The organism is Halioglobus japonicus, assembly GCF_001983995.1.
GTDB lineage: Bacteria > Pseudomonadota > Gammaproteobacteria > Pseudomonadales > Halieaceae > Halioglobus > Halioglobus japonicus.
This window is the reverse complement of record NZ_CP019450.1, coordinates 202,800-229,515: the sequence shown is the minus strand read 5'-3', so window position 1 is coordinate 229,515 and position 26,716 is coordinate 202,800. Positions and strand designations below refer to the sequence as shown.

Sequence of the window (26,716 nt, the reverse complement as noted above, 5' to 3'; positions counted from 1 at the left end):
CTGCTCCACTTATCCGGAGATCGCTGTGCAAACAGCAATGCGTACAGGCATCGACCTGCTGTCGATGCGAGAGGTCACCTGCTGGCGATGGTAGCCAGGGCATTCGTTCGACCTTATTTCTACGCAAACTGACTTCTCCGAGGACTTCCCATGAATCCGCAGGACTTTGCCGCGCTGGCGGCACAAGACTACAACCGTATCCCGGTCAGCATTGAAGTGCTGGCCGATCTGGAAACACCCATCAGCGCCTACCGCAAACTGGCGGAAGGGCCTTATTCCTTCTTCTTTGAATCTGTTCAGGGCGGCGAAAAGTGGGGCCGGTACTCCATTATTGGGCTGCCCTGCCGCACGGTACTGAAGGTGTTCGGTTACCGCGCCGAGACCTGGGTCGACGGTGAACTCACCGAGAGTGAGGAAGTGGCTGATCCGCTGGCCTATGCCGAAGCTTTCCAGGGCCGCTATCGCACCGCGCCCCGGGAAGATCTTCCCGTGTTCCACGGCGGACTGGTCGGCTACTTTGGCTATGATACCGTGCGCTACGTTGAGCCGCGCCTGCGCGCCGGTACGCCGGAAGACGATCTGGGTAACCCGGATATTCTGCTTATGGTGGCAGACGAGGTACTGGTGTTTGACAATCTCGCCGGCACGATCCGCCTGATCGTCAATGTCGATCCCGCTGAACCGGATGCATTGCAGGCCGCAGAAGCGCGCTTGCAGGCATTGGTGCTACGTTTGCCCGAACCCATGCCGGCACTGCCCCCGGTAGTGCTGGATGCCGCCGATAGCGCCAACCTGGAACAGCAGGCCGATTCCCACTTCACCGAAGAGGCTTACTTTGAGGCCGTCGACAAGGTGAAGGAATATGTGCTCGCCGGCGATGTTATGCAGGTAGTGCCCTCGCAGCGTATGAGCGTGCCCTTTGATGCCCCGCCGTTGAACCTGTATCGCGCCCTGCGCAACCTCAATCCCTCGCCGTACATGTACTACCTCGATCTCGAGGATTTCCATATAGTCGGTTCCTCGCCGGAAATCCTCGCCCGCGTAGAGAAAGGCCTGGTCACCGTGCGCCCGATAGCCGGCACCCGCCGCCGGGGCTATACCGCAGAGGAAGACAAGGCGCTGGAAGAGGAGCTGTTGGCAGATCCCAAGGAAATCGCCGAGCACCTGATGCTGATCGACCTGGGGCGCAACGATGTCGGGCGCATTGCCGAAACCGGTTCGGTGGAGCTCACCGACAAGATGGTGGTCGAGCGCTACTCGCATGTCATGCACATCGTGTCCAATGTGACCGGTGAGCTCAAAGGCCAGAAGTCAGCCATTGATGTGCTGCGGGCCACGCTACCTGCTGGGACCCTCAGCGGCGCGCCGAAAATCCGCGCCATGGAAATCATCGATGAACTCGAGCCGGTGAAGCGTGGTGTCTACGGCGGTGCTGTGGGCTACATCTCCTGGGCCGGCGATATGGATACCGCGATTGCCATCCGTACCGCGGTGATCAAGAACGGTCGCCTATACGTGCAGGCCGGTGGCGGCGTGGTGGCCGATTCCGTGCCGCGTCTGGAATGGAAGGAAACACACAACAAGGCCCGCGCCATGTTCCGCGCGGCATCCATGGTATTGGCAGGGGAGGCAGACTGATGCTGTTAATGATCGACAACTACGACTCCTTTACCTACAACGTGGTGCAGTACCTGGGCGAGCTCGGAGCCGATGTGCATGTAGTGCGCAATGACGAGATTGCCGTGGCTGACATCGCTGCGTTGGCACCCGAGAAAATCGTGATCTCTCCCGGCCCCTGTACCCCCAATGAAGCCGGCGTCTCCATGGAGGTCATCCGCGAGTACGCCGGCAAACTGCCTATTCTAGGGATTTGCCTGGGTCACCAGAGCATTGGCCAGGTCTTTGGCGGCGATGTGGTGCGCGCACGCCAGGTCATGCACGGTAAAACCTCGCCGGTTCATCACCGCGGCGAGGGGGTCTTCCGGCGCCTGAGCCAGCCTTTCGAAGCCACCCGCTATCACAGCCTGGTTGTGGCTCGCGACACGCTGCCCGACTGTCTGGAGATTACTGCCTGGACCGAAACCGAGTCTGGCGAGATGGATGAAATCATGGGCCTGCGCCATCGCGAGCTGGCCATCGAGGGGGTGCAATTTCACCCCGAATCAATTTTGACTGCGCACGGGCACGATCTGCTGCGCAACTTCCTGGAGCAATAACATGGATATTCAGCAGGCGATTACCGCCCTGGTGGCAGGCGAAAATCTGGACCGCGAGGCCATGGCCGGCGTTATGCGCCAGGTCATGTCGGGCGATGCCACTGATGCGCAGATTGGCGGCCTGCTGGTGGCCCTGCGTATTAAGGGTGAAACCACGGATGAAATTGCCGGCGCTGCCCAGGTCATGCGCGAACTGGCGACGTCGGTCGAGGTGGATTGCGAGCATCTGGTCGATCTGGTGGGCACCGGGGGTGATGGTGCGAACCTCTTCAATGTCTCTACCGCTTCCACCTTTGTGGTCGCCGCAGCGGGAGCCCATGTCGCCAAGCACGGCAATCGTGGTGTGTCCAGCAGCAGTGGTAGCTCCGACGTACTGGAAACGCTGGGTATGCCGCTGGATTTAAGCCCTGATCAGACCGCGCGAGCGATTGAAGAAATGGGCCTTGGCTTTATGTTTGCGCCGGCCCATCACAGCGCCATGCGTTATGCGATTGGCCCTCGTCGGGAGCTTGGCATGCGCACGGTATTCAATGTGCTGGGGCCGCTCACCAACCCGGCTGGGGTGAAGCGCCAGGTCATCGGTGTTTTTGCCGAGGAGCTGTGCGAGCTGATGGCGAAGGTCTCGCAGACCCTGGGTGCAGAGCAGGTCATGATTGTCCACTCCGAGGATGGCCTGGACGAAATCTCTATTGCCGCACCCACCAAGGTGGCCGAATTGCGTGCCGGCAGCCTGTCTACCTACACTATTCAGCCTGAGGATTTCGGCATGAGCCGGCGCAGTCTCGACGGCCTCAGCGTGCAGGACTCCCGGGCGTCCGCGCAGTTGATTCGCAATGCGTTGTCAGGCGCTGAAAGCGAAGCAGCCGACAAGGCGCGGGATATCATTGCCCTCAACGCCGGCGCTACGATTTATACGGCGGGTATTGCCGCCACCCTGGCCGACGGTGTTGCGATGGCACAGGATTTAATGGCCTCCGGCCAGGCCAATGAAAAACTGAATGGATTCATCGACTTCACCCAGCTGATGCGGGGCAAGGCGAACTAAGATGGCAGTGAATACCCCCACCATTTTGCGCAACATTCTGGCGCGTAAGGCCGAAGAGGTGCGCGAGCGCCGGGCCAAGCGCTCCCTGTCGGATCTCGAGAGTCAGCTCGCTTATCAGGATGGACCGCGCGGTTTCGCCGGTGCGCTCGCCGCCAAAGTGGCCCAGGCTCAGCCTGCAGTCATTGCCGAGGCCAAGCGCGCTTCACCCAGCCAGGGTGTCATCCGCGAGGATTTTCAGCCCGCCCAGATCGCGGCCAGTTACCAGGCCGGTGGCGCCACCTGCCTGTCAGTTCTCACCGATATCGATTTTTTCCAGGGGGCCGACGAGTACCTCAAGAAGGCGCGTGCTGCCTGTGACCTGCCTGTAATCCGCAAAGACTTCACTGTCGATCCGTATCAGGTGATAGAGGCGCGAGCCATCGGTGCCGATGCCGTGCTGCTCATTGTGGCGGCGCTGGATGACGTGCAAATGGAAGAGTTGGCCACCACGGCCGTAGAAGCGGGGCTTGATGTGCTCGTTGAAGTGCATGACCGGGCCGAACTTGACCGTGCTCTGGAACTGGGCACGCCCCTGGTGGGAATTAACAACCGCGATCTGCACACCTTTCATATGCGGCTGGAGACCACGCTGGAGTTGCTACCGCATATCCCCGGGGATCGCGTGGTGGTAACCGAGAGCGGTATCCACACGCCGGCAGATGTTGCCGTTATGCGCGAGCAGAACGTTCATGCATTCCTGGTGGGTGAGGCGTTTATGCGTGCTGATGAGCCCGGCGAGAAACTGCGCGAGTTGTTCTTCTGATAGTGTCTGCGGCGTCTAGCGGGCGCCGAACACGACCATGGTCTTGCCGGAAACCGAGACCAGGCCGTCTTCTTCCAGTGATTTGAGTACGCGCCCTGCCATTTCCCGGGAACAACCCACAATCTTGCCCAGCTCCTGGCGTGTGATCTTGATCTGCATGCCGTCCGGGTGCGTCATGGCATCCGGCTCCTTGCACAGGTCCATCAGGGTGTGGGCGATGCGCCCGGAGACATCGACAAAGGCCAGGTCCGAGAGCTTGCGGGTGGTCTGGCGCAGGCGTTTGCCCAGCTGCCGAGAGATCGCGTACAGCACCTCTGGGTGCTGGCTGCTGATCTGGTGGAATTTTTCGTAGGGAATTTCCGCGACTTCGCAAGCGGTCTTGGCGACGACCATGGCGCTGCGCGGTTGAACGTCGTTTTCAAACAGGCCCATCTCACCGACAAAATCGCCGGTATTGAGATAGCTCACCACCATCATGTGGCCGGGCTGGGATGCGTCTTCAACCATCACCGATACCGACCCATCGAGGATCAGGTACAGCGTATCGCCGGCTTCACCCTGCTTCATCACTGTCGCTTTGGCTTTATAGGCCTTGCGCTGGCAGTGGCGGAGGAAACCCTCAATGTTATCGATGGAGTTAACTAGCTGAGGCTTGAGCACCGCTATATCCCTGTATTCCCGACATATATCCCCGATTCTAGCCCACTCGGGGGTCAAGTAAAACGGTACTTGTTGTGCTAAGCTGCGGCGCGTTTTTGCAAATCCCGGGTGAAAATTTAATGAAAGCAACAGTGAAATGGACGGATGGCGCCATGTTCGTCGGCGAATCAGGCAGTGGCCATGCGGTGGTGATGGACGGCTCTGAGGAGCTCGGCGGGCGCAATCTGGGTCCCCGCCCCATGGAAATGCTGCTCATTGGTACCGGCGGTTGTTCCACCTATGACGTGATGGCCATGCTCAAAAAGTCACGCCAGCAGGTGGTGGATTGCCGTGTCGATATTGACGCCGAACGTGCCGATGCCGTGCCCGCCGTATTCACCCGCATCAATATGCACTTTGTGGTGACCGGCGTTGGCCTCAAGGAAAGTCATGTTAAGCGCGCGGTAGAGCTCTCTGCCGAGAAGTACTGCAGCGCCTCGATTATGCTGGGCGCCGGTGGCGTGGAGATCGGCCACAGCTATGAAATAGTCGAGTTCGAACCCGGCCTCTGAGGCTTCAGCCAAAAAAGCAATGCGCCCAGCGCAGTGCCCAGCAGGCCGGCGGTGCAGTTAAACGCCACGTCGCGCCAGTCGCCCACCCGGTTGGGCAGCCCCCACTGAATTAATTCGTCGATGGCGCCTACCGCGCAAACAAAGGCGAGTATCACCAGCCATTGCCGCCAGCCCGGATGGCGGCCGGTGGCCACCACCAGCACCCCCAATAAGCCGTACTGAAGAAAGTGCACCCGCTCTTCAGCGACCTCCAGTTGTGAGGCAATCGCGGCGATAGCCAGCAGGGGGATTAGTGCCATGGCCGCGGTCAGTAGGCCCGGCGCAGGGCCAGCGCCAGCAGGGCCACGGCGGCCAGTACCAGGGCGATATTCACCAGCACGCCGATAGTTTCGGTGCCCACGCCGTCGCGCAGCGCGCGCAGCACCGAGCGCATCAGCGGCAGGGTGGCGTAGGTCAGGCCGATATATACCCAGATCACTGCCCATAATCGGGAGCGATAAAAAATCTGTGTGGCTGAGATGGAGGCGTCGCCTGACACAGGTTCACACCCGGTATGCGGTTTCCGTCATGACTTTCGACACCGTGGTCATGGCGTCTTTGACCGGGGTCGGGAAATCTTTGCCGCCCGCTTCCAGGGCCTTGTGGCCGTGGCGCTCTTCGTCTTCCAGCATTTGCTGCAGAATCAGCGCTGATTTGCGGTCGTCTTCAGGCAATTGCTTGAGGTGGTCGCGCAGGTGATTGCACACGCGCTCTTCGGTGGCGGCAACAAAGCCCAGGCTGATATCGTCGCCAATGGCGCCCGCCAGGGCGCCCATGGCAAACGAGGTGCCATACCAGATCGGATTGAGCAGGCTCGGCCGCGCATTGAGATCGCGCAGGCGTTCTTCGCACCACACCAGGTGGTCGATTTCCTCGTCTGCGGCGGTCTGCATTTTCTCGCGTACCTTGGGCAGCCGGGCGGTAAGGGCCTGTCCCTGGTACAGGGCCTGGGCACAGACCTCACCGGTGTGATTGACTCGCATCAGTCCGGCCACATGCTTGCGCTCGCCCTCGGAAAGCTCACAGTCGCTGTGGCCTTCGGCGGGTGAAGCCCGGCCTGCCGAGTGGCCTCGGTTGGTAATCGTGCGCATCACCGAATCGACTTCGGTGATGGCGCGGTCCAGCAGGGAAAAGCGGCGATGGCGCATGGTGCGTTTCCTGAAAGTCAGGTCGAATGATCAGTCCTGACTATACCGCGCGATGGCACGCCAGCCAATGTCACGGCGCAGGGTCACGCCGTCCCAGCTGATCTTGTCGGAACCGGTGTAACAGGCCTGCTGCGCGGCGGCGATGTCATCTCCCAGGGCGGTGACACACAATACGCGTCCACCGCTGGTCACGATATCGCCCTCTTTCTGGGCGGTTCCCGCGTGGAAAACCTTGGTGTCGCTGCCGAAATCGGCGTCCAGGCCACTGATCACGCTGCCCTTGGCGTAGCTGCCCGGGTAGCCGCCTGCGGCCAGCACCACGCCCATTGCCGGGCGCGCGTCCCAGCTGGCACTGGCTGTGTCGAGTTGCTTGTCCAGCGCCTGTTCACACAATTTCACCAGGTCCGACTGCAGTCGCACCATAATCGGCTGGGTTTCGGGGTCGCCGAAGCGACAGTTGTATTCGATGACCTTGGGTTGCCCCTCGGGGCTGATCATCAGGCCGGCGTACAGGAAGCCAGTGTAGTCATTCCCCTCGGCGGCCATGCCGCGTACGGTGGGCATGATGACCTCGTCCATGACGCGCTGGTAAACAGCGTCATCGACCACAGGCGCCGGAGAATAAGCACCCATGCCGCCGGTGTTGGGGCCAGTATCGCCCTCGCCAATGCGTTTGTGGTCCTGGCTGGTGGCCATAGGCAGCACGTTTTCGCCGTCGACCATGACGATAAAGCTGGCTTCTTCGCCCTCGAGGAATTCCTCGATGACCACACGACAGCCGGCATCACCAAATGCATTGCCGGACAACATGTCGCGTACGGCTTCTTCTGCCTGATCAAGTGTTTCGGCAACGATGACGCCCTTGCCCGCGGCGAGGCCATCGGCTTTGATGACAATCGGTGCGCCTTGCGCGCGCAGGTACTCCAGCGCCGCTTCAACGTCAGTAAAGTTCGCATAGGCAGCGGTGGGAATGTTCTGCCGGGCCAGGAAGTCCTTGGTAAACGCCTTGGAGCCTTCCAGCTGTGCAGCACCTGCGCTAGGGCCAAAGCAGCGCAGGCCACGCTCGGCGAAGTAATCGACGACACCGTCGACCAGTGGCTGCTCCGGACCGACGATGGTGAGTCCGACATTGTTGTTGCTGGCAAAATCCGCCAGCGCTTCGAAGTCGCCGACGCTGATCGCGACGTTTTCAAGGCCGGACTCTGTGGCGGTGCCAGCATTTCCAGGCGCCACATATACGGTGTCAACGTCCGCTGAATGGGCTGCCTTCCAGGCCAGCGCATGCTCGCGGCCACCGGAACCAATAACTAATACATTCATGAATACCGAAACTCCAGATCAGGGTAACAGCGCGGGGCTGGCTGAATGCAAACGCATCCAGCCAGCCCAACTGCAATTAGTGGCGGAAGTGACGCATGCCGGTGAACACCATGGCCATGCCGTGTTCGTCGGCGGTGGCGATCACCTCTTCGTCGCGGATGGAGCCGCCGGGCTGGATGACCGCGGCAATGCCGCGCTCGCCGGCAGCATCAATACCGTCGCGGAAGGGGAAGAAGGCATCTGATGCCATGACCGAACCTTTTACCTCGAGTCCGGCGTGCTCAGCCTTGATGGCCGCGATACGGGCAGAGTTCACCCGGCTCATCTGACCGGCACCAACGCCCACGGTCTGGCCGTTGTTGGCGTAGATGATGGCATTGGACTTAACAAACTTCGCCACTTTCCAGGCAAACAGCAGATCTGCCATCTGGGTAGGGGTGGGTTGTACCTTGGTCACGATCTGCAGATCGCCTTCGGTCACCATGCCCAGGTCGCGATCCTGGACCAGCATGCCGCCGTTAACCCGTTTGTAATCCAGCGCCGGTGTTGCCTGGCCCCATTCGCCGCAGGCCAGCAGGCGCACGTTCTTTTTCTCTGCTACAGCCGCAGCCGCTTCATCGCTCACGCTGGGGGCGATGATGACTTCAACGAACTGACGCTCGCAAATCGCTGAGGCGGTCGCGCCATCGAGTTCGCGGTTGAAGGCGATAATACCGCCAAAGGCAGATTCCGGGTCGGTTTCAAACGCCAGGTCGTAGGCCTTGCCAATCGTGTCGGCAGTTGCCACACCACAGGGGTTGGCGTGCTTGACGATGACACAGGCAGGCTCGCTGAAGTTCTTTACGCACTCCAGGGCAGCATCGGTATCGGCAACATTGTTGTAGGACAATTCCTTGCCCTGAATTTGCTGCGCCGTGGCGATGCCGGCCTCGGCAGGGTTCTTCTCGACGTAGAAAGCCGCTTTCTGGTGCGGGTTTTCGCCGTAGCGCATTTCCTGCACTTTGTGGAACTGGGTGTTAAAGGTGCGGGCAAAGTTGTCTGAGCCGCCGGGCACCAGTTTGCCGAAGTGGTTGGCAATCGCACCGTCGTAGGCGGCGGTGTGTTCGTAAGCCTTGATCGCCAGGTCAAAGCGGGTGGCCATGCTGGTGGCGCCGTCATTGGCCTTCATCTCTTCGATAATCGTGTCGTAATCGGAGGCGTTGACTACAATGTTCACAAAACGGTGGTTCTTGGCCGCAGCGCGCACCATGGTGGGTCCGCCGATATCGATATTTTCAACCGCATCCTCCAGGGTAGAGTCGGGTTTGGCGACGGTAGCCTCAAAGGGGTAAAGGTTGACGACAACCATGTCGATGGCATCGATACCGTGGTCAGCCATGACAGCGTCGTCCTGGCCCCGGCGAGCGAGAATGCCGCCATGCACTTTCGGATGCAGGGTCTTCACCCGGCCATCCATCATCTCCGGGAACCCGGTGTATTCGGACACCTCGGTGACGTCCAGGCCATTGTCTTTGAGCAGGCGGTAGGTGCCGCCGGTAGAGAGTAGCGCCACGCCCTGCTCGCGCAGTGCGGTGGCAAATTCGACGATGCCGGTCTTATCGGACACGCTGATCAGGGCGCGTTTGACGCTGACGAGTTCGCTCATGGCTTCAGTCCTTGTTGCCGATCAGGTTGTATTGCTTGAGCTTCTTGCGCAGGGTGCCGCGATTCAGGCCGAGCATCACCGATGCCTTGGTCTGGTTGTTGCGGGTGTAGGCCATGATTTCTTCCAGCAGCGGCGCCTCAATCTCGGCCAGTACCATCTGGTACACGTCGGTCGAGAGCTGGCCGTCAAGCTCTGCCAGGTACTGGCGAACGCTGGTGGTAACAGCATCGCGCAGGCTGGAGGCCTCAGGTGTCAGATCGTGGGTTTCGGTGGTGGGAGTGTCTTCCGCGGGGGCGTGGAATGGTTCAGCCCTTGTCATGCTGCGAGTTCCTCATTGCATAGGTGGTGAAAGTAATTCTGGATATGGCCCAGCTGTGCCTCGGCACTTTCCAGGCGGTTAAAGGTCTGGCGCTGGGCGCGGTAGTCGCGCTGGTGTTCCAGGTACCAGCTGACGTGTTTGCGGGCGATACGAACGCCCATAAACTCGCCGTAAAATGCGTGCAGGTCAGTCAGGTGTTGGAGCAGAATGTCGTGTTGCTCCAGCAGGCTGGGCGGGGCAAGTTCCTGGCCAGTGGCCAGGTAGTGCGCAATCTGGCCGCATAGCCAAGGGCGGCCCTGGGCGGCGCGGCCAACCATGACGCCGGCAGCCCCGGTGTGCTTGAGCACCTCCGCTGCCTTGGCGGGCGAGGTAATGTCGCCGTTGGCGAACACCGGAAACTGGGTGGCTGCCGCGATGGCGGCAATGGTGTCGTACTCCGCTGAGCCGGCGAATTTGCAGGCCCGGGTGCGGCCGTGTACGGCCAGAGCGGCAATGCCCGCGTCTTCAGCGATCCGCGCAATGGTCACGCCGTTGCGGGCGTCAGGTGCGGAGCCGGTGCGAATTTTCAGGGTCACGGGTACATCGACCGCGGCGGTGACGGTTTGCAGAATATCTGCCACCAGCGCCTCATCGGCCAACAGCGCCGAGCCGGCGGCTTTCTTGCACACCTTCTTGGCCGGGCAGCCCATGTTGATATCAATAATCTGTGCGCCCAGCTGCAAGTTGTAACGCGCCGCCTCAGCCAGTTGCTCAGGTTCGCTGCCCGCTATCTGCACCGAGCGAGGTTCGACTTCGGCATCGTGAATCGTGCGCAGCGATGTCTTGCGCGTTTCCCGCAGGCTCGGATCACTGGTAACCATCTCCGAGACCACCAGGCCGGCACCCATGCGCGCGCACAAACGCCTGAAGGGCAGGTCTGTAACGCCGGCCATGGGGGCCAGTGCGACAGGGTTTGCCAGCGTGTAGGGTCCGATTTGAGGCATGGGTTCGCTTTTGAAGAAAGGCTGCGAAAAAGAGGCGGTATCATACTCCTCAGACCCAGCGCGGGGAAGAATTTCTGCACAAAAAACACCCAGCTTTTTTCTCGCTGGGTGTTGACAGCGACGTTATGCGGGGCGCTCGCCTCGCAGGCACACCCAGCCCTCGTGTTCCGAGGCGATTCGCAGCGAAAGTTCGGAGGCGTAGTGCGCGATAATGCCTTCGGCCTGGGTATTCAGCAGCCCGGAGAGTAGCAGTGTGCCGCCTGGTTTTAGCAGGTGTAACAGGGTGGGCGAGAGTTCTATCAGTGGACCGGCCAGGATGTTGGCGATGACGGTGTCGGCACGTGCCTGCCAGGCCTCGGAGTCGTAAGCGCCAGGTAAAGCCACCGGGAAAGCATCGGCGTCGACGCCATTGCGCTGGGCGTTGTCACGGCTAGCCACCAATGCCTGGGGATCGTTGTCGACACCCAGCGCCTCGACGGCACCGAGCTTGAGGGCGGCCACCGCGAGAATCCCGGAACCGCATCCGTAATCGACCACGATCTGGTCATTCAGCGCCATGCCGTCCAGTTCCGCCAGGCACAGGGCGGTGGTGGGATGGGTGCCGGTGCCAAAGGCCAGGCCGGGATCAAGCAGCAAATTGACCGCACTGGGTTCCGGGGGTTCCAGCCAGCTGGGGCAAACCCACAGGCGCTGACCAAACTGCATGGGCTGGTAGTGTTGCATCCACTCCCGTTCCCAGTCCTTGTCTTCCAGAATCTCCACTCGCGAATGGCACTTCTCGAGCAGTTCGTCCGGGAAGTGCGCGAGGATGGCTTCGATGTCAGTGTCGGCGGGGTACAGACCGGTGAGGCGGGTCTGGCGCCACAGCGGCGTTTCCCCCACGGCTGGTTCCAGCACTGGCTGGTCGGCGTTGTCTTCCAGAGTGACGGCTACCGAACCGCTGGCCAGCATCAGGTCCTCCAGCGCTTCCACCTGTTCCGGGTGGGTGTCCAGTCGCAGTTGAATCCAGGTCATGGGACGATTCCTGTGGGGGTGGTCAGGGGTCGTGACTCCCTCAGAAAGCGTGATTCCTGAGGGGTCGCGGCGCCCGGGGTAGAGCTGATTTCCGTCAGTCTTCCAGCTTGCTTTCGAGGTAGTGAATGCTCACACCACCCGCCTGGAACGCGCTGTCGCGGCACAGCTCCCGGTGCAGCGGGGTATTGGTGCGAATGCCCTCAACCACCAGCTCATCCAGCGCCTGGCGCATGCGTGCCAGGGCGACATCGCGGCTCTCGCCAAAGGTGATAATTTTGGCGATCAGCGAATCGTAGAAGGGCGGGACGGTGTAGCCGTCATAGAGGTGCGAGTCACAGCGTACGCCCAGCCCGCCCGGGGCGTGGAACGTATTTACCTTGCCCGGCGAGGGCAGGAAATTCTGCGGATCTTCGGCGTTAATCCGGCACTCAAAAGAGTGCCCGTTGAAGCTGATCTCGTCCTGGGTGACGGACAGTGGCATGCCTGCGGCGATGCGCAGCTGCTCCTTGACGATATCGAAACTGGTCACCATCTCAGTGACCGGGTGCTCCACCTGGACCCGGGTATTCATCTCGATGAAGTAAAATCCGCCATCCTCGTACAGGAATTCGAAGGTGCCGGCGCCGCGATAACCGATCTCGATGCACGCGTTGACGCAGGCCTCGTAGACCTGGTTGCGCAAGTCCTCGGGAATGCCGGGCGCAGGCGCTTCTTCGATGACTTTCTGGTGGCGGCGTTGCAATGAGCAGTCACGGTCACCCAGGTGAATGGCGTCGCCCTGGCCGTCGGCCAGAACCTGGACCTCGACATGGCGGGGCTTCTGTAGAAATTTCTCCAGATACACCACGTCAGACCCGAAGGCCGCGGCAGCTTCCGACTTGGTCACTTCAATCGAGGAGATCAGCACCTCTTCGTTGTGCACCACGCGCATGCCGCGACCACCGCCGCCAGCGGCAGCCTTGATGATCACCGGATAGCCAACGCGCTGGGCGATTTCCCGAGTGCGGTCGTGGTCGTCGGTGAGGGGGCCGTCGGAGCCCGGTACCGTGGGAACGCCGGCCCGTTTCATGGCCTCAATCGCAGATACCTTGTCGCCCATCAGGCGAATGGTTTCGGCGCGCGGGCCAACAAAGGTAAAGCCGCTTTTCTCGACCTGGTCGGCGAAGTCGGCATTCTCAGAGAGAAAGCCGTAGCCGGGGTGGATGGCGGTGGCGTCAGTGACCTCGGCGGCACTGATCAGTGCCGGCACATTGAGGTAGCTTTCCTTGGAGGGCGCGGGGCCGATACATACGGATTCATCAGCCAGCCGCACGTGCATCAATTCAGCGTCGGCAACGGAGTGCACCGCAACGGTCTTGATGTCGAGCTCTTTGCACGCGCGCAGTACGCGCAGTGCAATCTCGCCGCGGTTGGCGATAAGAACCTTGTCCAGAATGGGCATCTCGATGTGCCCTCCTTATACGATGGAGAACAGCGGCTGGTCGAATTCCACCGGCTCGCCGTTGTCCACGAGGATGGCTTCAATGGTGCCCGACTTGTCGGCCTCGATCTGGTTCATCATTTTCATCGCTTCGACAATACAGATGACGTCGCCGACTTTGACGGTCTGGCCAACCTCTGCGAACGAGGGTGAGCTGGGTGACGGTGCGCGGTAGAAGGTGCCCACCATGGGTGATTTCACGACATGGCCCGTGGTGGCCGGCGCGGCGGGCTCAGCAGCAGGCGCGGGTTCCGGTGCCGCAGCAATAGGTGCGGGTGCCGGCGCAGGTGCCGCGGCGGGCACGGGTGCGTAGGCAGGCGCCGCGGGCGCAGCCATCATGGGCTGCATGCTGTTGCGACTGATGCGCACAGATTCTTCGCCTTCCTTGATCTCAATTTCGTCGATATTCGACTCTTCCAGCAACTCGATCAGTTTTTTTACTTTGCGAATGTCCATGGTGTTGTTCTCTTCAAGTTGAGGTTTCGTTAATGGGGCAGGGCAGGTCAGGACTGCTCGATATACTTGATCGCCGCCTGCAGGCCGAGTTCGTAGCCTTGGGGGCCGAGGCCGCAGATCACGCCTTGAGCCAGGTCCGAGAAATAGGAATGCTTGCGGAATTCCTCGCGGGCATGAACGTTGGACAGGTGGACTTCTATAAAGGGAATCTCCACCGCCGCCAGCGCATCGCGCAGGGCCACACTAGTGTGGGTGAATGCCGCGGGGTTAATCAGAATGAAGTTCACGCCTTCGTGGCGGGCGTCCTGGACGCGCTCGACCAGCTCGTACTCGGCGTTGCTTTGTACATAGAGCAGGTGGTGGCCTTTGTCGCGGGCTTGTTGCTGTAGCGTCTGGTTGATATCAGACAGCGTGGTGCTGCCGTAAATCTCCGGCTCGCGTTCACCGAGCAGGTTCAGGTTGGGGCCGTGCAGGACAAGTATGGTGGCCATGTTGGGTTCTCAGGCGCTATTTATTGCAGCAGTGTGGCGTAATATCGACATTTTGTCCACGTCTTTGGTAAAAATCGGCATTTTGCCAGCATTTAGCAGCGCGATAGCGGAAGTTAGCAATATTTAGGAAGTTGTGGGCTTCTCCGGGCTGTTGCTGGGCGGTTTCGGGGAAGAAGAACGATCTTCTCTGAAACCGCGCGTAAAGTCAGCTAACATGCCGACAAGTGCGGGCTATTTGCCAGAAACGGCGTTCAGGGCATCGATGACCAGTTGGTCGGTGAGGATTTGCGGCAACAGAAATGGTTCGCCGGCCCCCAGGGGCGGGTACATCACGTACAGGGGAATGCCGGTACGGCCGTGACTGGCGATAAATTCGGCGATCTCGGCGTCATAATTGGTCCAATCGGCGACCATATAGGTGACGCCGTGGTCGGCGAAGGCAGCGGTGATGTCGTCGGTGAACAACACTGCCCGCTCATTGGCGAGGCAGGTAATACACCAATCGGCGGTCACATCCACAAATACGGGCTTGCCGGCGGCGCGCAATTCTTCAAGCGTTGGCTCAGACCAGGCTACCCGGCCCTCGCCCAGTGAGGCTTGGCCGCCTCGCACTGGGTCGAGGTTGTCGATGCTCGCCAGGGCAATGGCGCTGATCACAGCTGCGGCCGCCATCCAGCGGCGCTTACCGCCCTGTTGCCACAGCCACAGCCCCAGGGTGAGCAATAGCGCACCGCAAAGCACGGCCGCCATGGTATTGACACCAGTCTGGCGACCCGCCACCCATACCAGCCAGATGGCTGCGCCATAGAGGGGAAAGGCCAGGAATTCCTTAAGGGTTTCCATCCAGGGCCCGGGCGCGGCATTAGCGCACGGGCGCCACCGCTGTAGCTGAACAACAACAGTGGGGCGGCCATGCCGACACCCAGGGCGGCGAAGACCGACAGTCCCACTACCGGTGGTTGGGTGACGGCAAACCCCAGGGCGGTGCCCATAAAGGGCGCCGTGCAGGGGCTGGCCACCACCACCGCCAATACGCCGGTGAAGAAGCTGCCGCTGAGGCCGCCGCGGTCTGCCAGTGAACTGCCGGTATTCATCAGATTACCGCCGAGGCTGACCAGCCCCGACAGTGACAGGCCCATCACCAGGAACAGGTAGGCCAGCGCGATCACAAAACCCGGCGACTGCAACTGGAAGCCCCAGCCGACGGCGCTGCCCGCCTGTTGCAGGCCGATGAGTACAGCGGCGATCGCCACGAAGCTGATCACCACGCCGGCGGTATACAGCCAGCTGTGCAGGTGGCGGTCCTCGTCAGTGCTCTGGGCGAAACTGAGTACCTTGAGCGACAGGATCGGGAAGACACAGGGCATCAGGTTGAGAATGGCGCCACCGAGAAAGGCCAGCAGCATCATGTAGGGCAGCGAGCCCAGGCCCTGGGCCGGGCTGGCGCCATCGCTCTGGGGCGCACTCTTCTGTGTAGTGACGACGCTGGCTTTGCGCGCTGGCGGCGTGGTTTCGGTGACGGTGCCAGCGTCTGGTGCCCAGCTGAAAAACTGTTTGCGCGGTGGGTAGCACAGGCCCGCATCTGCGCAGCCCTGGGACGTGACGGTCAGCTGTACGGTGTCGTCCCCCTGGCGCTCGGCCTCTACGGTGACGTCGGCCTGGTTGTAGTAGACGGTGACATCACCGAAGAACTCATCGGTGCGGTCTATGCCCTGGGGGAGTTGGCCCTGGAGCGCCAGTGCGCCCTCGTCATCCTCACCCTGGAATTTGAACGCGTGCTGATACAGGTAGTAGCCGTCGGCGATCTGCCAGTAAAAGCGCAGGCCCTCATCACTGGGTTCGACCTCCAGTTGATACGCTTCCTCAACCGGCAGGAAGTCCGGCTGCTCCGCCGCGAACGGATTGTTGGTGCCGGGTAACTGGGCCTGAGAAAAAGTGGATGTAAGAAGTAGCAGTGTGGCCAGTAGCAGGCGCATAGTGGTTCCGTATGTTGTGGCCCCGTCGGCACCGTGCCGGCGGTTCTGGGCCTAAATTCTATCAGTCAAAGGCCCGTGGCCCAATTCGCTGGCTGAGCGAGCCAACCGTGGTGTAGTCTAGGACGCCTTTTCGCGTAAATAGTTTCCTTTGGAGTCACCGTGTTGTTTCGAACTCGCGTTTTCGCGGCAGTGCTCGCCGCTCTGCCGCTGGTAGCCACCGCTTCTTCACTGACGATAGACGATGCCTGGGTCAGGGCCCTGCCGCCGGTGCAGAAGACAACCGCTGCCTATTTATCGCTGTCCAATAGCGGCAGCGAGCCCGCGGAAGTGGTCGCCGCCACAGTATCCGGCGCCGGCAAGGTGGAAATCCATACCACGGCCGAGGTCGACGGCCTGCTGCGGATGATGGAATTGACTACACTGACAGTAGCCCCTGGCGACACGGTTGCGCTTGCCCCTGGGGGGACGCACCTTATGCTGTTCGATCTTGAGGCCATGCCCCAGCCGGGCCAGACCCGCACCCTGTGTCTGACCTTTGCCTCGGGAGAAGAGCTGTGCACTGAGGCCGAAGTGCGCAAGAGCGCGGCCAGCGCGGGCGATCATCACCACCATCATCACTGACAGTAGAGACTAGGGTATGAGTGCAGTAAGAGACACCTTGGACGAATGGCGCGACAGCCTGTTGAACGTTTTGCCCGAGAAGGGCCCCGGCAAGTGGATTCTCTTGGCCGTACTTGTGTACGCGCTGATCATCCTGGTGCTGGCCATTTACTGGAGTGGCACGCCGGATCGCTTCGATCCGCGCGAGAAGGCTGCCGAATACGCCGCGACAGACGGCGGTGAAGTCGTCACCGGTTCAGTGACGACGGCGGCCTTAATGGGTGTGATGGAAACCTTGCTGGACAAACCCGGTGGCTATATCCACAACGATCGTTTCCCGCCCGGCATCTTCCTCGACAACATGCCCAACTGGGAATACGGGGTATTGGTGCAGGTGCGCGATATGTCACGGGCCATGCGCGAGGTGTTCAGCCGCTCGCAGTCGCAGTCTACCGAGGACGCTGACCTCGCGGTGGCGGAACCCCGCTATCACTTCGATTCCAACAGCTGGATTCTACCCTCGTCCGAGTCGGAATATCGTGAGGCCCTTTCCTATACCCGCGCCTATTTCACCCGGCTGTCCGACACCGATGATCCCCACGCGCAGTTCTATGCGCGCGCCGACAATCTGCGTTACTGGCTGTCCACCGTGAACACCCGGCTGGGCAGTCTGTCCCAGCGCCTGTCGGCCAGTGTGGGTCAGCGCCGGATCAATACGGATCTGGCGGGCGACACTGCGGCCAGCCAGTCCACCAATGCGCCGGGCGAGGTCGTGGTGAAAACGCCCTGGAATGAGATCGATGATGTGTTCTTCGAGGCCCGCGGTACCACCTGGGCCCTGATCCATTTCCTCAAGGCGGTGGAGGTGGACTTCGCCGATGTGCTGCGCAAGAAGAACGCGCTGGTCAGCCTGCAGCAGATTATTCGTGAGCTGGAAGGCTCTCAGGAGCAGCTGTGGAGCCCGGTGATTCTCAATGGCACCGGCTTTGGTCTGTTTGCCAACCACTCACTGGTGATGGCGTCCTATATCAGCCGGGCAAATGCGGCGATTATCGACTTGCGGGATTTGCTACTGCAGGGTTGATGGATTATTGCGCCGAGCTAGGCTCGGCGCATGGGCAGGCCTACTTGGAGCTTTCGTAACGCAGCCGGGTGCCTGTATCCAGGGACAGGCGAATTTCTGTGGCGGACAGTTCCTGCGGGAAGTAAGTGCCCGACAGCTTGGCATCCAGCAAGCTGGCCCCTTCCAGATTGGTATTGCGGAAGTCGATGCCGCTGAGGTCCGCGTTGCGGAAGTAGGAATCGCTGAAGTCAAGGCCGTCGGCGTTCATGTTACGCAGATCGCGGCCGCGGTAGTCGCCGCTCTTCAGTTCACCGGTATCCAGCGTGTCGCGTTGCTCGTTAAAACCCTTGATGTCCTCATTGCGCAGGAGCTGGTATAAGGGATCGGGTTTGATCACAGGTTTGTTCATGATAGGTCCTTGTCTACCGTTGCCGGCCCATTCAGCGGGCACATAGCTTAATCGCCGACTGGCCCTCAATTCAATAGATGACCGTATCCAACCTCAAAGGTTTCCTGCTCAGCCGCAACTGGCGCGATACCCCCGCCGGTATCGAATTGGAGCTGTGGTTTACCACGGACAAGGGCCCGCTGTGTGCGTTGGTGCAGGGACAGCGCAGTACCTTTTTTCTGTCCAGAGACGAACTCGGCATTGCCGGCCCGCTATTGGAAGGCACGCCCGGGGTGGAGGTGCAGCCGCTGGAGCTGCGTGATTTTGCGCATACGGCGGTAGTGGGTGTGTACTGCCGAAGTTATCGCCAGGCAAGGCAATTGGCCGACGCGCTCGAAGAGCGTGGCTGCGAGCCCCTGGAGGCGGATATCAATCCCGTCGACCGCTATTTAATGGAGCGCTTTGTTGCCGGTGGCGTCGAGCTCGCTGGGCACATCACTACCCGGGCAGGGCACCTGTGGGTGGAAAACCCCAAAATCCGCGGCGCCGACTACCAGCCCTCACTGCGGGTGGCCTCCTTTGATATCGAGACTGCCATGGAGGGGGTGCAGCTTTTCTCCATCGGTGTGCATGGCTATGGCGGCGAGGGCCCGGAGCAGCGGCGGGTATTCATGCTCGGCGAGGGCGCAACCCAGGATTACGTGCAGGTCTGTGTTAACCAGGAAGCAGTGCTACAGGCCTTTGTCGACTGGTTGGGCGAGTTCGATCCGGACGTACTGATCGGTTGGAACGTGGTCAACTTCGATACCTGGTACCTGCAGCGCGTGGCGGATGTTTGCAACCGTCGACTGCTGTTGGGCCGCGGCCGCCGGCCGGTGCACTGGCGGGAGCTTGACGAGGAGGGCGAGCGCCGCACGGTGCAGTGTCCGGGCCGGGTAATTCTAGATGGTATTGAGCTGCTGCGTGCGGCCTTCTACCGGTTTGAGAGTTTTTCCCTGGAGAACGTGTCCCGGGAGTTGCTGGGTAAGGGCAAGCTTATTCACAGTCCTGATCGCGGCGAAGAGATCAGCCGCCAGTTTGAGGAAGACAAAACCGCACTGGCGGAATACAACCTCAAGGATTGCGAGCTGGTCTCCCGTATTTTTGAACACACAGATTTGCTGGCCTTCGCCGTCGCCCGCTCGCGCATGACGGGTTTGAACATGGATCGCCTCGGCGGGTCGGTGGCCTCTTTCGACAACCTGTATCTGCCGCGTCTCCACCGCCAGGGTTATGTCGCACCCAATGCCAGTCGCGATCTCACCGCCAGTCCCGGCGGCTTTGTGCTCGATTCTGCGCCGGGCATTTATGACCACGTGCTGGTGCTGGATTTCAAAAGCCTGTATCCGAGTATTATTCTTACGTTTGCCATCGATCCGCTGGGACTGGCACTGGGTACCCTGCCGGATATCGCCGCTGATGAGACCGTGCCTGGCTTTCTGGAGGCCCGGTTTATCCGCGAGGGTCATATCCTGCCGGGACTAATCGCTCACCTGTGGGCGTTGCGCGATGATGCGCGGGCCGCTGCCGATGCGCCGCTCTCGCAGGCCATTAAGATCATCATGAATTCATTTTACGGTGTCCTCGGATCCACCGGTTGCCGCTTCTTTGATGCGCGGCTGGCTAGCTCCATCACCCGGCGTGGGCACGAGATTATTCAGCGTACCCGCGAGCAGATCGAGGCGGCGGGACACCGGGTGATATACGGTGATACCGACTCCGTTTTCGTGTGGATTCACGAAGCCGCCAATGACGCGGAGGCGGAATCAGCTGGCCGCGATCTGGAGCGCTCGCTGAACCAGTGGTGGTGCGAAACCCTGATGCAGGAATTCGGCATCGACAGCGTATTGGAACTGGAGTTTGAGACCCACTATCGACGCTTTCTCATGCCGACCATTCGCGGCTCGGATAAGGGCAGTAAGAAGCGCTATGCCGGTGTGGTGCGTAGCGGGGGTGAAGATCGGCTGATCTTCAAGGGGCTGGAGAATGTGCGCACCGACTGGACCCGCCTGGCGCGTGACTTCCAGGAAGAGTTGTACCGCCGGGTATTTGTTGGCGAGCCCTTTGAGGGCTTTGTGCAGCAAACTGCAGCACAGCTCAGGGCCGGCGAACTCGATCAGCAACTGGTGTACCGCAAGCGCTTGCGGCGACGGTTGGATGAATACCAGCGCAATGTGCCGCCCCATGTGCAGGCCGGGCGCTTGTATGAGGCGCGCGGGCTGCCCCCCCCCAGGCGCGGGGCCTGGGTGGAGTATGTGCTGACAACCGCTGGGGCGGAGCCGGCGCAGGCTGCGCTGGCCCCGTTGGACTACGAACAGTACATCGAGCGTCAGCTACAGCCCGTGGCTGACGGAATACTGGGCTTTGTGGGCTCGTCTTTCGACGAGCTCGTCAATAGCCAGATCGGCTTGTTCTAGCCGCCGAAGAATTCGTTGCGCAGGGCGGGGTATTCTTCGGGCTTCAGGCGCGGGCCGTAGTTGGCGACAATCTTGCCGGCGGCCAGGCTGGCAAAGCGGCCGGCGGTGGGGAAATCTTCGCCGCGGGTAATGGCGTACAGGAACGCACCGGCAAACATGTCGCCCGCACCGTTGCTGTCCACCGCGTGTACCTTGTGGGGTGGAATCTCTGCCAGGTTGTCACCGTCGTATGTCAGTGCGCCTTCGGCGCCGCGGGTTATGACAAAGGTGTCCGCTACCTGCTTGAGCTTTTCGATGGCGACCTCGATGTTGTCGGTGTTGCCCCAGCCCAGTGCCTCGGCTTCGTTGCAGAAGATAAGGTTGACGCGCTCGCCAATCATTTCCTGCAGCCCGTCACGGAAGAATTCGACCATGCCTGGGTCCGACAGACTGATGGAGGTTTTGACGCCTGCCGCTTCGGCAATTTCGCGGCCGCGAACGGCCGCGGCGCGGCCGGTGGGTGAGGTGACGACATAGCCTTCCATGTAGTAGTACTCGGATTCGCCAATGGCCTGGGCATTGAGCTGGTCGGTGGACAGCGTTTCGCTGATCGACAGGTTGGTGTTCATGCTGCGCTCAGCGTCCGGTGAAATCAGCACCAGGCATTTGCCGGTAATACCTTCCTCGCGCTCGCCAGTGAGCGCATGGTCGACGCCCGCCGCTTCCAGGTCGGCGATATAGATATCGCCATCGGCGTCGTTGGCCACCTTGCACGACATGAAGGTCGGCTTGCCAAACTGGGCAGTGGCAATCATTGAGTTGCCCGCACTGCCGCCGCTGGCATGGCTTGCCTTGACCAGATGCCCTTCGAGGTGGCCCAGCAGTTCACTCTGGCGGTCGGCGTCGACCAGGGTCATCATGCCCTTCTCGACGTTCATGGCGGCCAGTTCGCTGTCCTCAACCTTGATCTCGGTGTCGACCAGGGCTGCGCCGATTCCATAAGCGGCATATTTTTTCATGGTTACATCATCCTCAGTAAGTTCAGCCGGGTATTATCCGGATTCGTTGATCTATTGAAAGTGGGCTGGTGTACACTCCCGACCCATGGTTAAAACTCGCCGTCTGCTCTTCAAACTCTTTCTCGTGGCCCTGGTTGTCGGTGTCGGCTTCCTGATTTACCTCGACGCCCGTATTACCTCCACGTTTACCGACAAAATGTGGGAACTGCCCGCCAAGGTATACGCCCGCCCCCTGGAACTGTATGTGGGGGCCGAGCTGACCCCGGAGGACCTCGCCTACGAGCTTGAGGTGCTGGGCTACCGCAAGGTGCGTCATGCCAGCGGCCCCGGGCAGGTGGCGCGCAATCGCAATCGCTTTGAGGTTTATACCCGCGGCTTCGATTTTCCCGGTGAAAGCGAACCCGCCCGGCGGGTCACGCTCGATCTTGGTGCTACCCGGCTGCAGGGTATTACCAGCAGCGGCGCCCCCGTCGATCTCATGCGCCTGGATCCCGTTCAGATCGGCGGTATTTATCCTTCCCACGGTGAAGACCGACTGCTGATCCGACTTGCTGACGTGCCGGATGCGCTGTGGCAGGCGCTTCTTGCCGTGGAAGACCAGGACTTTTATGAGCACTGGGGGTTCTCGGTCTCAGGCATCGCACGTGCGGCCCTCAGCAACCTGCGCTCCGGTCAGGTGGTGGCGGGTGGCAGCACGATTACTCAGCAGTTGGTGAAGAACTACTACCTCACGCCAGAGCGTACCCTGGTGCGCAAACTCACGGAAGTGATCATGGCGGTGCTGCTGGAGCTGCACTATGAGAAAGATCAAATTCTCGAGAGCTACCTGAATGAGGTGTATCTGGGACAGGAGGGGCCCCGGGCGATTCACGGCTTTTCCCTGGCCGCCCGGCACTATTTTGATACGCCACTGGAGCAACTGGGCCTGCATCAACAGGCGTTGCTGGTGGGAATGATTAAAGGCCCGTCGCTCTATAACCCGCTGCGCAATCCCGAGCGAGCGATGAAGCGCCGCAATGTGGTGCTCGATGTCATGGCCGAGCAGGGGGTGATCTCTGATGAGCACGCGCTGGTGGCCAAGGCCATGCCGCTGGGGCTCAACAACGCGCCGCGCATTCGCAACAGCTTCCCCGCCTACCTCGACCTGGTGCGTCGGCAGCTGCGCCGCGACTACCGCGAGGAAGACCTGACTACACTGGGCCTGAGCATATTTACCGCCTTTGATCCGATTTTGCAGCGCAAGTTGGAGAGCAGTACTACCAGCGTTCTCAGGGCCATCGATGGCAAGGGCAGTCTGCAGAGTGCATCGATTGTCACCCGCTTTGACAGCGGTGAAGTCGCCGCGCTGGTTGGTGGGCGCAAGGTCAGTTATGCGGGGTTTAATCGCGTCCTCGACGCGCGCCGCCCGGCGGGCTCTTTGTTGAAACCTGCGGTTTACCTTACCGCGCTGGAGCGCCCGCGGGATTACTCCCTGGCCACCCTGCTGGCGGATGAACCGATCAGCGTGCCGGTGCGCGGCAGCGACGACTGGCAGCCGCGAAATTTTGATCGCCAGGCCCACGGCCAGGTGCCGCTGTATATGGCTTTGGCGAAATCCTACAACCTCGCCACGGCAAGTCTTGGTCTTGAGCTGGGTATTGAGAATATTGCCGATATGCTGGCCCGGCTCGGGGTTGAGCGGCCAGTGCCCCAGGTGCCGGCGCTGACCCTGGGTGCCGGCGAGTACTCACCGATGGATATGGCCGCCATGTACCAGACCATTGCGTCCGGTGGGTTCCGCACTCCGCTGCGCAGTATTCGCGATATTGTCGATGCCCGCGGTGAACCGCTGCAGCGCTACGACCTGCAGTACGAGCGTGAGGTGAGCCTGCAGGCGGTCTACCTGCTGCAATACGCCATGCTCGAAGCCATGAAAAAGGGCACGGGCCGCGGCGCCTATCGCGACCTGCCAGCCAATATGCTGGTGGCTGGCAAGACCGGTACCACCAATGATGGTCGCGATTCCTGGTTTGCCGGTTTCTCCGGGGATCTGCTTGCAGTGACTTGGATGGGCCGCGACGACAATGGCGAAACAGGCTTGACCGGCAGCAGTGGCGCCCTGCGGATCTGGTCGCGCTTTATGGCGGGTGCTTCCCAGCGGTCCCTGGCTTACCGTATGCCCGAGGGTGTGGAGGTCGATTGGGTGGATAGCAGCAACGGTATGATTACCGGCGAGGGCTGTCCCAACGCGGTGCAGATGCCGTTTATTGAAGGCTCGCAACCGCGGGCGCATACCAACTGTGCGCCGCGAACGTCACGCATCAAGGGCTGGTTCCAGTCCATTTTTGATAACTAGCCCGGGGCCGCTGGCTTGTGCGGCCTGTTCGGTTACACTGCATGGCCACTACCGCCTCTTTGGAGTTTGCATTGCGCCACCCTGTCGTTATTGCCCGCGTATTGCTGGGAGCATCTATTGTTGCCCTGGCTGCCTGTGGCACCAACCCGTATTCCCTGCCCAAAATTGAGAGTGGCGAGCCCAGTTATGAAGACACCTCGCCTCCTGAGGCGCCTGAGCCTGCGCCGACTCCGGCGCCGGATTCAAGCACGGGGAGTGGTGGCCACAACGTGTTGATTGACCGGGCGGTGCAGGCGCGCAGCAGTGGCGATGCCGATAGGGCACTGGGGTATTTGCAGCGTGCCCAGCGCATCGATCCCGACGATGCTGAAATTTATCTCGAACTGGCGCGCACCCACGCGGTACTGGGCAATACTGCCCAGGCCAAGGCGGTGGCCGAGCGCGGCCTGCTGTACTGTTCAGGAAGTCGTCAGTGCAATGCGCTTGCGGGGTTTGTTGACTGAGCCGCCAGGTTCAGTCCGAACACACCACATCAAAACCATTGTCGCGGGGCTCAAAAACTAGGTGCTGGTTAATGCACGCGGGTAACTCGCCCACCGAATGGCTGACAAAGATCACCTGGGTGTCGGAGTTTGCGGCGATGTGGTCAATGGCCTGCAGCAACTGGCGCCGGTGCGGGCCGTCCATGCCCAGGGTGGGTTCGTCCAGCAGCAGAATGGCCGGCGACTTCACCATGGCGCGGGCCAGCAGCACGACCCGTTGCAGGCCAAACGACAGCGCATCGAACGATTCGCGCAGGTAATCTGCAAGGCCCAGGGCGGCCAGCCATTGGGTTGCAGTGGCGCGCTGCTCGTCGCCCCAGTCATCGTACAGGCCGACCGAATCGAAAAAGCCCGAGATCACCACTTCCAGCACTTTCATACCCGGGCAAAGTTGAGGTGTAACTGGTTGTCCAACTGGCCGTACTTCTGTTTGATGTCCCAGATGCTTTCGCCCGAGCCGCGGCGAATACCGAACAGGGTAATGTCCTGGCCATAGGCCTTGTGATTGTCCCCTGTCACCAGGCTGAGCAGGGTGCTCTTGCCACAGCCGTTGGGTCCGGACACCGCGCAGTGCTGGCCCTGCCGGAACGTCCAGTTAACACCGGTCAGTACGTCCAGCTCGCCATAGCTGACATTGACGTCGCGCAGGTGCAGCAACGGAGTATCCGGATTTAGTTGATAGGGTCGCGGCGCGGGCGCTGGCAGTTGCGCCAGCGCTGGTAAAGTTGGATTCATCAGTGCCGCCACCCGGGGATCGTTGAGTGTGGTGTTCCTCAGCCCCTCGGTGACAATGGCGCCATCGTCGAGTACCAACAGGTGCGAGATGGATTCGGGAACGTCGCCGGCCTGTCGGCACAACAACACAACTTGTTGGCCCGATTGCAGTAGCTCTTCGAGTGCCGCGCGCATTGCTGCCTGGCTGGCACGGTCGAGCCCATCCATCGGGCTGTCGAGTATGAGCAGTGCCGGTTGCTGCAAAATAGCGGCGACCAACAGACTCTTGCGCATCTCGCCGGTGGAGATATAGCGCAGGCCGCGGTCCAGGATATGGCCGATACCGAGTCGCTTAATCCATTGCGCAAAGGCCTCATCCTCGGCCCTGCCGGCGAGTATTAGGTCGCGTACCAGGGTGCCTGGATCGCTCGCATCGGCCCGGGTTTCTGAATCATCGAGCTTGCGGTCGCGCTCGATCAGCGCCCGGGTTTGCTCAAAGCAGACATAGGCAACGCCCTGTGCGCCAAGGGTATCAGCAGCAATGAATTCGCCCGAGTAATGTTTGGCCTGGCCGCTGATGATTCTCGCCAGGCTGGTCTTGCCGGCCCCGTTGGGTCCCAACACGGCCCACTGCTCCCCGGCCCCTATGTGCCAATTGACGTCGCGCAGTGCCGGCAAGGCGCGATACACAAGCTGCACCTGGTTTAGCGTGAGTAGGAGAGTACTGGGCATGAAAATTCCTCATCGGCCGCCCTTGTTGCCTTCATTCGGGGCTGGCTTAATATTGCTCGACAATCACTGGAGCTCACAGTGTCCGTACCACTGCTGCAAATGATAGAGACTGGCCTTGCGGGCCATCGCCCTCATCGCCCCTGGCTGCGCCGGCTGCGAAAACGCTCGGCGGTCGCGCTGATTCTCCAGGTGCGCGATGGCGAGCTGCATATCCTAATGATCAAACGCGCAGAAAGGGAGGGGGATCCCTGGTCCGGGCACATGGCATTCCCAGGTGGGCGCATGGATAAGGCCGACGCCAATGGCTTTGCGGTGTCCTTGCGTGAGACCGAGGAAGAGGTCGGTCTGCAGCTTGAGCCGAGTGACCGCTGTATCGGCCGGCTCTCGGATATCAATGCCCGGCCCAGTCGTGGCGCGCTGGGCATGATTGTCAGTGCCTTTGTGTTCCGGCTGGAGCGCGCGGTGGTGCTGACGCCGAACTACGAGGTGGCCGAAGTGGTGTGGGTGCCACTGGAATTTCTGCTCGACTCGGACAACCGCGAGGAAATGGTCTGGAAGTACAAGAACGTTGAGATCCCCATGCCCTGTTATTTCTACGAGGGGCGACGTATCTGGGGGTTGTCACTCATGATGCTCGATGAGCTCATGGATCTGGTTGAGGGGGATAACCCGAGACGCAAGCGCTGGCGCAAACGTTAGCGCATGTGCCTCGCGTGATTAATCCGCAGCGGTGATGGTGAGCG

At 60.8% G+C, this 26,716-nt stretch carries 29 protein-coding genes; 11 read left to right on the top strand and 18 right to left on the bottom strand.

What is annotated here, in order from left to right:
* The first annotated feature begins 150 nt into the window (after positions 1–150).
* Genes trpE through trpC form a run of 4 tightly spaced genes read left to right on the top strand, consistent with a single transcriptional unit; the run spans position 151 to position 4,063 of the window.
* Positions 151–1,638 (top strand): anthranilate synthase component I, encoded by a 1,488-nt coding sequence (gene trpE / locus BST95_RS01135; RefSeq protein ID WP_084197801.1) that lies wholly within the window; start codon positions 151–153, stop codon positions 1,636–1,638.
* A complete protein-coding gene (locus tag BST95_RS01130) occupies positions 1,638–2,216 on the top strand; it encodes an anthranilate synthase component II (RefSeq protein ID WP_066053795.1) in 579 nt (192 codons plus the stop codon). The genes trpE and BST95_RS01130 overlap by 1 nt, the downstream gene beginning before the upstream one ends.
* A 1-nt stretch (position 2,217) precedes the next feature.
* Positions 2,218–3,261: an anthranilate phosphoribosyltransferase gene (gene trpD / locus BST95_RS01125; protein WP_084197800.1), complete on the top strand. Its 1,044-nt coding sequence runs from the start codon at positions 2,218–2,220 to the stop codon at positions 3,259–3,261.
* A gap of 1 nt (position 3,262) precedes the next feature.
* The gene (gene trpC / locus BST95_RS01120) at positions 3,263–4,063 is read left to right on the top strand and encodes an indole-3-glycerol phosphate synthase TrpC (RefSeq protein WP_205737311.1); all 801 of its coding nucleotides are present in this window, start codon (positions 3,263–3,265) and stop codon (positions 4,061–4,063) included.
* A gap of 15 nt (positions 4,064–4,078) precedes the next feature.
* Here trpC and crp read toward each other — a convergent pair whose 3' ends face one another.
* Positions 4,079–4,723 carry a cAMP-activated global transcriptional regulator CRP gene (crp, locus tag BST95_RS01115; protein ID WP_084197799.1) on the bottom strand — a complete coding sequence of 215 codons (645 nt, stop codon included), beginning with the start codon at positions 4,721–4,723 and terminating at the stop codon, positions 4,079–4,081.
* A 119-nt stretch (positions 4,724–4,842) separates the two neighbouring features.
* Between crp and BST95_RS01110 the strand changes: the two genes are divergently transcribed.
* Complete coding sequence (locus BST95_RS01110) at positions 4,843–5,274, top strand: OsmC family protein (protein ID WP_066053804.1); 432 nt, start codon at positions 4,843–4,845, stop codon at positions 5,272–5,274.
* Here the strand turns inward: BST95_RS01110 and BST95_RS19900 are convergent.
* The 13 genes from BST95_RS19900 to BST95_RS01055 all read right to left on the bottom strand — a co-directional run bounded on the left by BST95_RS19900 (position 5,241) and on the right by BST95_RS01055 (position 16,145).
* Positions 5,241–5,573 carry a VanZ family protein gene (locus tag BST95_RS19900; protein WP_169843812.1) on the bottom strand — a complete coding sequence of 111 codons (333 nt, stop codon included), beginning with the start codon at positions 5,571–5,573 and terminating at the stop codon, positions 5,241–5,243. The genes BST95_RS01110 and BST95_RS19900 overlap by 34 nt on opposite strands.
* Positions 5,574–5,581: 8 nt before the next feature.
* On the bottom strand, positions 5,582–5,752 hold the full coding sequence (locus BST95_RS19895) for a hypothetical protein (RefSeq protein WP_205737310.1): 171 nt from the start codon (positions 5,750–5,752) through the stop codon (positions 5,582–5,584).
* Between the two features lie 64 nt (positions 5,753–5,816).
* Positions 5,817–6,461, bottom strand: a complete 645-nt coding sequence (gene coq7, locus BST95_RS01100; RefSeq protein WP_084197797.1) for a 2-polyprenyl-3-methyl-6-methoxy-1,4-benzoquinone monooxygenase — start codon at positions 6,459–6,461, stop codon at positions 5,817–5,819.
* 30 nt (positions 6,462–6,491) lie between these two features.
* A complete protein-coding gene (purD, locus tag BST95_RS01095) occupies positions 6,492–7,781 on the bottom strand; it encodes a phosphoribosylamine--glycine ligase (RefSeq protein ID WP_084197796.1) in 1,290 nt (429 codons plus the stop codon).
* Positions 7,782–7,857: 76 nt separating this feature from the next.
* Positions 7,858–9,426, bottom strand: coding sequence for a bifunctional phosphoribosylaminoimidazolecarboxamide formyltransferase/IMP cyclohydrolase (gene purH / locus BST95_RS01090; RefSeq protein ID WP_084197795.1), 1,569 nt, complete (start codon positions 9,424–9,426; stop codon positions 7,858–7,860).
* Positions 9,427–9,430: 4 nt separating this feature from the next.
* Positions 9,431–9,745: a DNA-binding transcriptional regulator Fis gene (fis, locus tag BST95_RS01085; protein ID WP_066053818.1), complete on the bottom strand. Its 315-nt coding sequence runs from the start codon at positions 9,743–9,745 to the stop codon at positions 9,431–9,433.
* The gene (gene dusB / locus BST95_RS01080) at positions 9,742–10,728 is read right to left on the bottom strand and encodes a tRNA dihydrouridine synthase DusB (protein WP_084197794.1); all 987 of its coding nucleotides are present in this window, start codon (positions 10,726–10,728) and stop codon (positions 9,742–9,744) included. Before dusB ends, fis begins: the two co-directional genes overlap by 4 nt.
* A gap of 123 nt (positions 10,729–10,851) precedes the next feature.
* Entirely contained in the window at positions 10,852–11,742 is an 891-nt protein-coding gene (gene prmA / locus BST95_RS01075) for a 50S ribosomal protein L11 methyltransferase (protein WP_084197793.1), read from the bottom strand.
* A 94-nt stretch (positions 11,743–11,836) separates the two neighbouring features.
* Complete coding sequence (accC, locus tag BST95_RS01070; protein ID WP_084201014.1) at positions 11,837–13,177, bottom strand: acetyl-CoA carboxylase biotin carboxylase subunit; 1,341 nt, start codon at positions 13,175–13,177, stop codon at positions 11,837–11,839.
* A 21-nt stretch (positions 13,178–13,198) separates the two neighbouring features.
* On the bottom strand, positions 13,199–13,678 hold the full coding sequence (gene accB, locus BST95_RS01065) for an acetyl-CoA carboxylase biotin carboxyl carrier protein (RefSeq protein ID WP_084197792.1): 480 nt from the start codon (positions 13,676–13,678) through the stop codon (positions 13,199–13,201).
* Between the two features lie 47 nt (positions 13,679–13,725).
* Entirely contained in the window at positions 13,726–14,169 is a 444-nt protein-coding gene (aroQ, locus tag BST95_RS01060; protein ID WP_084197791.1) for a type II 3-dehydroquinate dehydratase, read from the bottom strand.
* A gap of 231 nt (positions 14,170–14,400) precedes the next feature.
* Entirely contained in the window at positions 14,401–14,841 is a 441-nt protein-coding gene (locus tag BST95_RS20235) for a thioredoxin family protein (RefSeq protein WP_240500244.1), read from the bottom strand.
* A complete protein-coding gene (locus BST95_RS01055) occupies positions 14,823–16,145 on the bottom strand; it encodes a protein-disulfide reductase DsbD family protein (protein WP_240500243.1) in 1,323 nt (440 codons plus the stop codon). Before BST95_RS01055 ends, BST95_RS20235 begins: the two co-directional genes overlap by 19 nt.
* A 159-nt stretch (positions 16,146–16,304) precedes the next feature.
* Here BST95_RS01055 and BST95_RS01050 point away from each other — a divergent pair, with 159 nt between their 5' ends.
* Positions 16,305–16,766, top strand: coding sequence for a copper chaperone PCu(A)C (locus tag BST95_RS01050; RefSeq protein WP_169843810.1), 462 nt, complete (start codon positions 16,305–16,307; stop codon positions 16,764–16,766).
* 16 nt (positions 16,767–16,782) lie between these two features.
* On the top strand, positions 16,783–17,829 hold the full coding sequence (locus tag BST95_RS01045) for a DUF2333 family protein (RefSeq protein ID WP_084197790.1): 1,047 nt from the start codon (positions 16,783–16,785) through the stop codon (positions 17,827–17,829).
* A 40-nt stretch (positions 17,830–17,869) separates the two neighbouring features.
* Here the strand turns inward: BST95_RS01045 and BST95_RS01040 are convergent, their stop codons facing one another.
* On the bottom strand, positions 17,870–18,217 hold the full coding sequence (locus BST95_RS01040; protein WP_084197789.1) for a pentapeptide repeat-containing protein: 348 nt from the start codon (positions 18,215–18,217) through the stop codon (positions 17,870–17,872).
* 77 nt (positions 18,218–18,294) lie between these two features.
* Here BST95_RS01040 and BST95_RS01035 point away from each other — a divergent pair, with 77 nt between their 5' ends.
* Positions 18,295–20,652 carry a DNA polymerase II gene (locus tag BST95_RS01035; RefSeq protein WP_084197788.1) on the top strand — a complete coding sequence of 786 codons (2,358 nt, stop codon included), beginning with the start codon at positions 18,295–18,297 and terminating at the stop codon, positions 20,650–20,652.
* On the opposite strand, the gene BST95_RS01030 is transcribed toward BST95_RS01035, so the two are convergent.
* Positions 20,649–21,650 carry an adenosine kinase gene (locus BST95_RS01030; RefSeq protein ID WP_084197787.1) on the bottom strand — a complete coding sequence of 334 codons (1,002 nt, stop codon included), beginning with the start codon at positions 21,648–21,650 and terminating at the stop codon, positions 20,649–20,651. The genes BST95_RS01035 and BST95_RS01030 overlap by 4 nt on opposite strands.
* Before the next feature lie 85 nt (positions 21,651–21,735).
* On the opposite strand from BST95_RS01030, the gene mrcB reads away from it, so the two are divergent.
* The gene (gene mrcB, locus BST95_RS01025) at positions 21,736–23,985 is read left to right on the top strand and encodes a penicillin-binding protein 1B (RefSeq protein ID WP_084197786.1); all 2,250 of its coding nucleotides are present in this window, start codon (positions 21,736–21,738) and stop codon (positions 23,983–23,985) included.
* 41 nt (positions 23,986–24,026) lie between these two features.
* Positions 24,027–24,488, top strand: coding sequence for a tetratricopeptide repeat protein (locus BST95_RS01020; protein ID WP_084197785.1), 462 nt, complete (start codon positions 24,027–24,029; stop codon positions 24,486–24,488).
* Between the two features lie 10 nt (positions 24,489–24,498).
* Here the strand turns inward: BST95_RS01020 and BST95_RS21210 are convergent, their stop codons facing one another.
* Entirely contained in the window at positions 24,499–24,906 is a 408-nt protein-coding gene (locus tag BST95_RS21210; protein ID WP_084197784.1) for an ATP-binding cassette domain-containing protein, read from the bottom strand.
* Complete coding sequence (locus BST95_RS01010) at positions 24,903–25,973, bottom strand: ATP-binding cassette domain-containing protein (RefSeq protein WP_084197783.1); 1,071 nt, start codon at positions 25,971–25,973, stop codon at positions 24,903–24,905. Before BST95_RS01010 ends, BST95_RS21210 begins: the two co-directional genes overlap by 4 nt.
* A gap of 78 nt (positions 25,974–26,051) precedes the next feature.
* Here BST95_RS01010 and BST95_RS01005 point away from each other — a divergent pair, with 78 nt between their 5' ends.
* Entirely contained in the window at positions 26,052–26,672 is a 621-nt protein-coding gene (locus tag BST95_RS01005) for an NUDIX hydrolase (protein ID WP_229801810.1), read from the top strand.
* Positions 26,673–26,716 lie beyond the last annotated feature (44 nt).